This window comes from Mesorhizobium sp. (assembly GCF_004962925.1).
Lineage (GTDB): Bacteria > Pseudomonadota > Alphaproteobacteria > Rhizobiales > Rhizobiaceae > Mesorhizobium.
Genome location: NZ_SUEO01000196.1, coordinates 4435 through 11583 on the forward strand (window position 1 = coordinate 4435; position 7149 = coordinate 11583).

Here is a 7149-nt window from a genome sequence, read left to right on the forward strand (position 1 = left end):
CGGCTCGACGCTGACACGGACCACGTACTGCGTCTGGGCCGCCGTCAATTCCGAAAGCAGCCCGTCGATGTCGTCGAAACTCCTGACGAGTTGCTCCAGCAGGCGCCGGACAACGTCGGTGAGCTCGACGCGGCGATGATGGCGGAAGAACAGAGGCTGGCGCAGGAAAGTTTCGAGCTCGCGGATCTGGCGGCTGATCGCTGCCTGCGAAACATAAAGCTCCTCAGCCGCACGGCTGAAGCTCAGGTGACGACCGGCTGCTTCGAAGCTTCTAAGAGCCGTCAGGGGGAGGCGTCCGCGCTTCATTCGCATAATCTCTAGTTATCTGAGGTGCAAATTATACTCGTTTGAGGACGAACGCCAGCAGCGGTCTAATCGGCGCTCAAAGGAGATGCGGCCGTGAACGATTTACTGGATATTTTCGGCGACGTGATGCGGATCGTGACGTTTCAATCGCCAAGACCGACGCGTATCGAATTCGGCGGAAATTGGCGAACCGAACCGGGTTCGCCTCAGCGGACCCACCCGCCGGGCCGGGCGATCCCGCGCCGTCATTGAAATGCCAGTCGGAAAACGTCTCGGAAATCGAAGAGACATTGCTTTCCCTGTCCAATGTCCACATCTATCGACGGCAGGAAGAAGACGACGGGACTGCAATGAGCGACGGGCACAGACATGCACATGCGGCGTTGGGGGCATCGCGCGGGCGCAACTGGCCCGGGCCGTGGCGCAAGACGCCGGGCCGCCTCCTGGGCACGTCGCTCGTCCGCTTCTACCAACTGACTCTGTCCGGCTTTGTCGGCAATTCGTGTCGGCACCTGCCAACCTGCTCCGAATACGCGCATGAAGCGATTGCGCGCCATGGGCTATGGGCGGGCGGCTGGATGGGGCTTTTCCGGGTGCTGCGCTGTGGACCTTTCGGCACGCATGGCATCGACCGTGTGCCGGAAGTGCTGGAAGACCGCTATGTCTGGTTCACGCCCTGGCGGTATTGGCGGATCGGAAAAAAGCGCAGTGACCTGCAAAGCTGATGGCGGTAGGGGCAATCGGGCAGATCTTTACGACTTGCTAACCTTAACCGCATCTTGCGCATTTAAGACAAAATCGAGACAAGACGCCTCGCTAAGCCGCTCCTGACCTGCCTCAGGAGAGATTGCCAAATGCGCCAGATAGACCGCCGTCCATTCGTTTTCGCGTTGGTTCTCTACCTTCTGGCCTGGTTTTTGGGTTTTCCGATCCGCGCTCAATCTGCGCCGCAGAACGACGTTGAATGCACGCTGATCCTGGATGCTGCGAGCGGCGAAACGCTGTATCGGCAAGGGGTTTGCGACCAGCGCTTCAGTCCCGCCTCGACTTTCAAGGTCCCATTGGCCCTGATTGGCTATGACGCCGGAATCCTGAGCGACGAGCACACGCCGGCGTGGGATTACAAGCTAGAGTTCAAGGCGGTGAAGCGGGACCAGAAAACCGTCGACCCGACGATCTGGGAGAAGGACTCGGTGCTGTGGTTTTCGCGGGAAATCACCCGCCGGCTCGGCAGAGAGCGCTTTGCCGGCTACGTGTCGAAATTCGACTACGGCAACACGGATGTTTCTGGCAACGCCGGCAAGAATGATAGCCTCACCCGGTCCTGGGTGAATTCTTCCCTCAAGATTTCGCCCGTGGAACAGGTGAATTTCCTGCGCCGGCTGCTTGACCGCAAGCTGCCGGTTTCGGACAAGGCCTACGCGATGACCAAGGCGATCTTGCCGACCTTCCAGGCAGGCGACTGGACGGTGCAGGGCAAGACCGGGACCACCAGGCTTCGCAACGACGCCGACAAGATCGTGGACAATCGCTCGCTTGGCTGGTTTGTCGGCTGGGCGCAAAAGGATGGCCGCAACATCGTCTTTGCCCGCCTGGCGGTCGACACGAAACGATCGGACACACCCAAGGGCCTCAAGACGCGGGCGATGTTCCTGAAAGACCTGCCGAATCTCATCAAACAAGACTAAGTGATCGGCCATCCGCCTTTACGGCACGGGAATCTGCCCCTAAAAGGCTGCCGCCGCCGGACGCGTCCGGCATCACCACCCGCGCTCGTTTGCGGGACTGGATAGGAGAACTCTATGCTGAATTCCGTTTCCCTGACATTTCCTGATGGCTCCGTCCGCGACTATGAAGCGGCGATGACCGGCGCCGGCCTGGCGGAATCGATCTCGAAGTCGCTGGCCAAGAAGGCCGTTGCCTACTCGATCGATGGCGTGGTGCGCGATCTTTCCGAACCGCTCGGCAAGTCTGGTAAGATCGAGATCATCACCCGCGAAGACCCGCGCGCGCTGGAACTCATCCGCCACGACGCAGCACACGTGATGGCCGAAGCCGTGCAGGAATTGTGGCCGGGTACGCAGGTGACCATCGGTCCGGTGATCGAGAACGGGTTCTACTATGATTTTGCCCGCAACGAGCCGTTCACGCCCGACGATTTCCCGGTGATCGAGAAGAAGATGCGCGAGATCATCGCGCGCAACAAGCCGTTCACCAAAGAGGTCTGGTCGCGCGAGAAGGCGAAGAAAATCTTTGCCGACAAGGGCGAGCGCTACAAGCTCGAGCTGATCGACGCCATCCCCGACGATCAGGATCTCAAGATCTATGCGCAGGGCGACTGGTTCGATCTTTGCCGCGGCCCGCATATGGCCTCGACCGGCCAGATCGGCAATGCCTTCAAGCTGATGAAGGTGGCCGGCGCTTATTGGCGCGGCGATAGCAACAACCCGATGCTGACCCGCATCTATGGCACGGCCTGGGCCGACCAGGCGCAGCTCGATGCCTATCAGACGATGCTTGAGGAAGCCGAAAAGCGCGACCACAGGAAGCTCGGCCGCGAGATGGACCTGTTCCATTTCCAGGAAGAGGGGCCGGGCGTCGTCTTCTGGCACGCCAAAGGCTGGAGGATGTTCCAGAACCTGGTCAACTACATGCGCCGTCGGCTCGACGAGCAGGGCTATCAGGAGGTCAACGCGCCGCAGGTGCTCGACAAGAGCCTGTGGGAGACGTCGGGCCACTGGGGCTGGTACCGGGACAATATGTTCAAGGTGACGGTTGCTGGCGACGACACCGACGACGACCGGGTCTTTGCGCTGAAGCCGATGAACTGCCCCGGCCACGTCCAGATATTCAAGCACGGGCTGAAGTCCTACCGCGATCTGCCGGTAAAGCTTGCGGAATTCGGCAATGTGCATCGCTACGAGCCGTCCGGCGCGCTGCACGGGCTGATGCGCGTGCGCGGCTTTACCCAGGACGATGCCCACATCTTCTGCACCGAGGAACAGCTCGCCGACGAGTGCATCAAGATCAACGACCTGATCCTGTCGACCTATGCCGATTTCGGCTTCGACGAAATCACCGTCAAGCTGGCGACCCGCCCCGAAAAACGGGTCGGCACCGACGCGATGTGGGATCATGCCGAGGGCGTGCTGCAGGACGTGCTCGACAAGATCGCGGCGCGGTCGGGCAACCGGATCAAGACGGGCGTCAATCCGGGCGAGGGCACGTTCTACGGGCCAAAGTTCGAATATGTGCTGAAGGACGCCATCGGCCGCGACTGGCAATGCGGCACCACGCAGGTCGATTTCAACCTACCGGAGCGTTTTGGGGCCTTCTACATCGGCTCGGATTCGGAAAAGAAGCAGCCGGTGATGGTGCATCGCGCCATCTGCGGCTCGATGGAGCGTTTCCTCGGCATCCTGATCGAGAATTATTCCGGCCATTTCCCGCTGTGGTTCGCACCGCTGCAGGTGGTGGTGGCGACGATCACCTCCGATGCCGATGATTACGCGCAAAAAGTCGTCGCACAGTTGAAAGCGGCCGGACTGTTGGCGGAAGCCGATCTTCGCAACGAGAAGATCAACTACAAGGTACGCGAACACAGCCTGGCCAAGGTTCCGGTCATCCTCGTCTGCGGTAAGCGCGAGGCGGAGGAGGAGACGGTCAACATCCGCCGGCTCGGCTCGCGCGACCAAGAATCGCTTGGCCTTGGGCAGGCGGTGGCAATGCTTGCCGAAGAGGCGGTGACGCCCGACCGCAAGCGCAAACGAGCGGCCTGAGTTCAACCAGATCCCTCGACGAAATGGCGGTGGAGCGATCCACCGCCATTTTCCAACGCCATTCACATGCTTGTCACGCCAGCCTTGTAACGAGCCCTCATGCTCAAGCTGAAGATGCGCGAAAGACCGTTTCCCGAGCTTTCCTATGCCAGTCCGCATCAGCCGGCTTTAACGCGCTGGTTCATCCATTCCATCGAAGGCCTGTCCGGCCGCGATCGTTTCGCGGCGCTCTACGATTTTTGGCGCCGCCAGGTGGTGCCGACCGGCGAGCGCGTGTTCAGCCGCATGCTGGAGCTGATCGACGTCGGGGTGCGGACCACCGGCCAATGGCCGCCGGCAAACTTGCCTGACACGCCGCTGGTGATCGTCGCCAATCATCCGTTCGGCATCGGCGACGGCATTGCGGTGCTCTCGCTGGCTGAGCAGCTTCAGCGCCCGTTCCGCGTCATGATCCACAAGGATCTGCTCAAGATCCGCGAGATGGAGCCCTATTCGCTGCCGATCGACTTTTCCGAGACCAAGGACGCGCTGAAAAACAACATGGCGGTGCGCCATGAGGCGGTGCGGCTGCTGAAGGAGGGCGTCATCATCGTCGTCTTCCCCGCGGGCGGCGTCGCCACCGCGCCGAAAGGTTTTGGCCGGGCGCGCGATCTGCCATGGAAAATGTTTCCGGCCCGTCTCGTCCAGGATACCAAGGCCTCGGTCATTCCGATGCATTTTTCCGGTCAGAACGGCCGGCTGTTCCATCTGGTCAGCGGTCCGATGAACATGGCCGAGCGGGACGGGCGCCTGGCGAAGTTCGTCGGGAGGGCTTCGCTGACGCTGCGTATCTCACTGCTCATCCATGAGTTCGCGCGGCTCTCCGGCAAATCGATCGATGTGCGCGTCGGTGACGTGCTGGGATGGGGCGAACTGGAGCCGCTGCGCGACCGCAAGACGCTGCTTGACCGCCTCCATCGTGGCGTCTTCGATCTGGCGCCCACCGAACCGCGCGGCCGCGGCCAGATCCTGCCGCGACGCATGCGCAAGGCCGCCTGATCGGCAAACCATGCGGCGGACCCTAAACGTGTACGCAGTGTCCGGACCGCTCAGTCCGCGCCTTCTTGGGGATCGATCGCCGAGGCTTCCGTGGCGAGGACCTCGATTTCCTGGTTCTGCCCGGCCACGACCGTAAAATCTTTCTGGTAGATGCGATCGCGGTTCTTGGCGATGATGGTGTAGTCGCCCTCGGCAAGCACCATCGAAGCAAAGGCGCCGACGGTTTCCTTGATGGGATCGCCGGATTCGTTGAGCAACGACCAGGAGGTGTCGGCGATCGCCTCTCCGCCCGGCTCGCGTACCAGCTTCATGGTCATCTCCGCCGCACGATGCTCGACGGCCGCTTCGGTCAGCTTGCCGGCCTCGACGCGGATGTCGGAGCGGATGACCGCATTCACCGAGCCATAGGTCGAGACGACGTGGTAGACGCCCGCGTTCAGCCGCACCACGCTGTTCGGCTCGACGTCGGGTATGATCAGGGCGCGCTCGTGATTGGCTTCGGCCTGGCCCTCATAGATCGAAAAGCGCAGTTTCTTAGGCGGTATGCGCACTCCGCCCGACAGCACGGCATCGAGCTTGAGCCCCCCGGCATCGAGCACGAGGCTTTCGCGCTTGGCGTCCTTGCCGACGGTGATGCGCTTGGTGGCGCCAGCCCGGCCGTAGGAGGCGTGGACCAGATAGCTGCCGGGCTCGAGCTGGAATACCGCGCTGCCGCCATGGGCGGAAGCGACCATTGGCAGCTTGCCGTCGCCGGTCGGCTCAGGCTTGAAGACGCGCCAGACGATGCCGCGTGTGATATCGGCGCCCTTGTCGGTCAATTGCGCCGATAGCGTAATCGCCCCGCTGCTCCCCAATGCCAGCGATGTCTCGCTTTTCGGGGGTGCATAGCTCGAAATTCCGGGAAGCTTCAGATCACCGAGGCCGTCCACATCCTGCGCGACGGCAAGCGAAACCGGCACCATCAACAGTGCGGCAGCGAGCCAGATCAGGAAAAGACGCAAAGTCCCCTCAAACATGCCTTGCGTTGAAGCCCAAGGCGGTGGCAATTTCAAGGCTTAAGAGTCCGATCAGCTTCTGCTAGAGAGCTCTTTGTCCGGCGCGACGCGCCAATGCCCGAGCCGCCCGATGTCCCGATGGTGCGCTTCAGCTCAAATCCCACCAGGAGACTAGCGCCCATGGCGTCGCCGATCATCGACTTTCTGCTGACCCGAAATTCCGCGCCGATCCCGGAGTTGAAGGAACCGGCGCCCAGCGACGCTGACATCGCGACGATGATTGCCGCCGCCTCGCGGGTGCCGGACCACGGCCGCCTCGAGCCTTGGCGCTTCATCCTCTACCGGGGCGAGGCACGCATCGAGATCGGCAAAAAGCTGGCAGCACTTGCCGAACAGCGCGAAGGACCGCTGCCGGAAGGCCGCCGCAACCAGGAACTGGCGCGTTTTTCGCGCGCGCCGCTGGTGATCGGCGTGGTGTCGAGCCCGAAGGAAAACCCAAAAATCCCGCAATGGGAGATGTTCCTGTCCGGCGGCATGGCGGCGATGAACCTCATGATATCAGCCAATGCGCTGGGCTATGGCACCAACATGATCAGCAACTGGTATTCCGATGTGCCGGAGGGCAGGGCAATGCTGGGGCTGGCGCCGCATGAGCGCGTCGTCGGCTTCGTCCATATCGGCTCCTATCAAGGGCCGGCGCCAGAGCGGCCGCGGCCTGATCCGACAAAACTCTATGCCGATTATGCCGGGCCGTGGGTCAGCTGAATGTTTTACGAGCCGTCAAAAGGGCACGGGCTGCCGCATGACCCGTCCAAGGCGATCGTGGCGCCACGGCCGATCGGCTGGATCTCGACAGTGAACAAGGCCGGCAAGCGCAACCTCGCTCCCTATTCCTTCTTCAACGCCTTTTCGACACGACCCTTTATCGTCTGGTTTTCGTCCGAAGGCGAGAAGGACAGCGCCACCTTCGCCGAAGAGACAGGCGAGTTCGTCGCCAATCTCGTCAGCCGCGATCTCGCGGAAAAAATGGT

The 7149-nt window shown here is 61.7% G+C and carries 8 protein-coding genes; 6 read left to right on the forward strand and 2 right to left on the reverse strand.

The annotated features are described in order from the left end of the window. On the reverse strand, positions 1 to 306 hold a 306-nt coding region (locus E5W87_RS28050; protein WP_292404924.1), incomplete at its 3' end, for a LysR family transcriptional regulator. A gap of 350 nt (positions 307 to 656) precedes the next feature. Here E5W87_RS28050 and yidD point away from each other — a divergent pair. The 4 genes from yidD (at position 657) to E5W87_RS28070 (ending at position 5123) form a co-directional block, all read left to right on the forward strand. Further along, on the forward strand, positions 657 to 1031 hold the full coding sequence (yidD, locus tag E5W87_RS28055) for a membrane protein insertion efficiency factor YidD (RefSeq protein ID WP_292404941.1): 375 nt from the start codon (positions 657 to 659) through the stop codon (positions 1029 to 1031). A gap of 129 nt (positions 1032 to 1160) precedes the next feature. Next, positions 1161 to 1994 carry a class D beta-lactamase gene (gene blaOXA, locus E5W87_RS28060; protein ID WP_292404926.1) on the forward strand — a complete coding sequence of 278 codons (834 nt, stop codon included), beginning with the start codon at positions 1161 to 1163 and terminating at the stop codon, positions 1992 to 1994. Positions 1995 to 2108: 114 nt separating this feature from the next. Continuing rightward, on the forward strand, positions 2109 to 4085 hold the full coding sequence (gene thrS / locus E5W87_RS28065; protein ID WP_292404928.1) for a threonine--tRNA ligase: 1977 nt from the start codon (positions 2109 to 2111) through the stop codon (positions 4083 to 4085). Between the two features lie 99 nt (positions 4086 to 4184). Beyond that, on the forward strand, positions 4185 to 5123 hold the full coding sequence (locus E5W87_RS28070; RefSeq protein ID WP_292404930.1) for a lysophospholipid acyltransferase family protein: 939 nt from the start codon (positions 4185 to 4187) through the stop codon (positions 5121 to 5123). Positions 5124 to 5173: 50 nt separating this feature from the next. Here E5W87_RS28070 and E5W87_RS28075 read toward each other — a convergent pair whose 3' ends face one another. Further along, a complete protein-coding gene (locus tag E5W87_RS28075; protein ID WP_292404932.1) occupies positions 5174 to 6139 on the reverse strand; it encodes a hypothetical protein in 966 nt (321 codons plus the stop codon). Between the two features lie 159 nt (positions 6140 to 6298). Between E5W87_RS28075 and E5W87_RS28080 the strand changes: the two genes are divergently transcribed. Further along, positions 6299 to 6883 (forward strand): nitroreductase, encoded by a 585-nt coding sequence (locus E5W87_RS28080; protein WP_292404935.1) that lies wholly within the window; start codon positions 6299 to 6301, stop codon positions 6881 to 6883. Continuing rightward, a partial coding sequence (locus E5W87_RS28085) for a flavin reductase family protein (protein WP_292404938.1) occupies positions 6884 to 7149 on the forward strand: 266 nt, incomplete at its 3' end.

Coding starts and splice junctions, on each gene's coding strand:
- yidD (WP_292404941.1), top strand. CDS start 657: ATGAGCGACGGGCACAGACATGCACATGCGGCGTTGGGGGCATCGCGC.
- blaOXA (WP_292404926.1), top strand. CDS start 1,161: ATGCGCCAGATAGACCGCCGTCCATTCGTTTTCGCGTTGGTTCTCTAC.
- thrS (WP_292404928.1), top strand. CDS start 2,109: ATGCTGAATTCCGTTTCCCTGACATTTCCTGATGGCTCCGTCCGCGAC.
- E5W87_RS28070 (WP_292404930.1), top strand. CDS start 4,185: ATGCTCAAGCTGAAGATGCGCGAAAGACCGTTTCCCGAGCTTTCCTAT.
- E5W87_RS28075 (WP_292404932.1), bottom strand. CDS start 6,139: ATGTTTGAGGGGACTTTGCGTCTTTTCCTGATCTGGCTCGCTGCCGCA.
- E5W87_RS28080 (WP_292404935.1), top strand. CDS start 6,299: ATGGCGTCGCCGATCATCGACTTTCTGCTGACCCGAAATTCCGCGCCG.